This window comes from Vibrio sp. 1078-1, assembly GCF_033340475.1.
The window spans coordinates 1-686 of record NZ_JAWOWM010000380.1 but is presented as its reverse complement, the minus strand read 5'-3'; the positions used below and the strand labels follow the sequence as shown (position 1 = coordinate 686).

The 686-nt window shown below is 50.4% G+C and carries 1 protein-coding gene; it reads right to left on the bottom strand.

All coding sequences use genetic code 11. The features are described from left to right. Nucleotides 1-686: polysaccharide biosynthesis/export family protein (locus R7190_RS27695; RefSeq protein WP_318137908.1), on the bottom strand; the 686-nt coding region annotated here is incomplete at both ends.

The following is a 686-nucleotide window of genomic DNA, read 5'->3' as shown; positions in this document are numbered from 1 at the left end:
TTGGCAGCACGACATATTGACGATGCTAATTTTCTCAAGATAAGCGCTGTTTGTTGGGCCGCCAGCTTCTGCCAATAAGTCTAAAACCGTCATGTTGTCGTTGAATACGTAGCGTCCCGGATCTCGTACTTCACCCAGTACGCGCACGGTGGATTCTTTAGAGCGGTCGAGCCAGTTTTTGTTTTTCTCCGGAATGTAAATAGTGTCGCCAGGGCGCACGTCTGGCAGGATAGATTCATCTCCCGTTTCGAAATACATCGACAGATTTAATTTGCTCACTTTTGCGTAGCCTAAACCGCGATGAGTCACGCGAATATTGTGGATATCGGCATCCATCGTCGGGCCGTCGGCGGCCGAAAGAATATCGAGAAAGTGCATTTCGTCCGTGAAGCGATAGCGACCAGGTGCGTTGATTTGACCAAACACGTAAATGGACGCGTCTGAGCTTTGGCTGACCCATTGAGATTTGTTGTCGGAAGGGTCATCTGGCAGTGCATGAACGCGCACGACCGTGCCGGCAGAAACGCGTGGCAAGTTAGGCGCTGGCGAACCATCTAAAATGTACTGGTCTAAATCGAAATTCGTCATTTGACCGTTGTTGGCCACTTCAATTTTGGAGGTGTCGGCACGGCGAGTAGGGCCGCCAACGTGAGCCAGCAAATCAATGAGATCCATTTCATCTGACC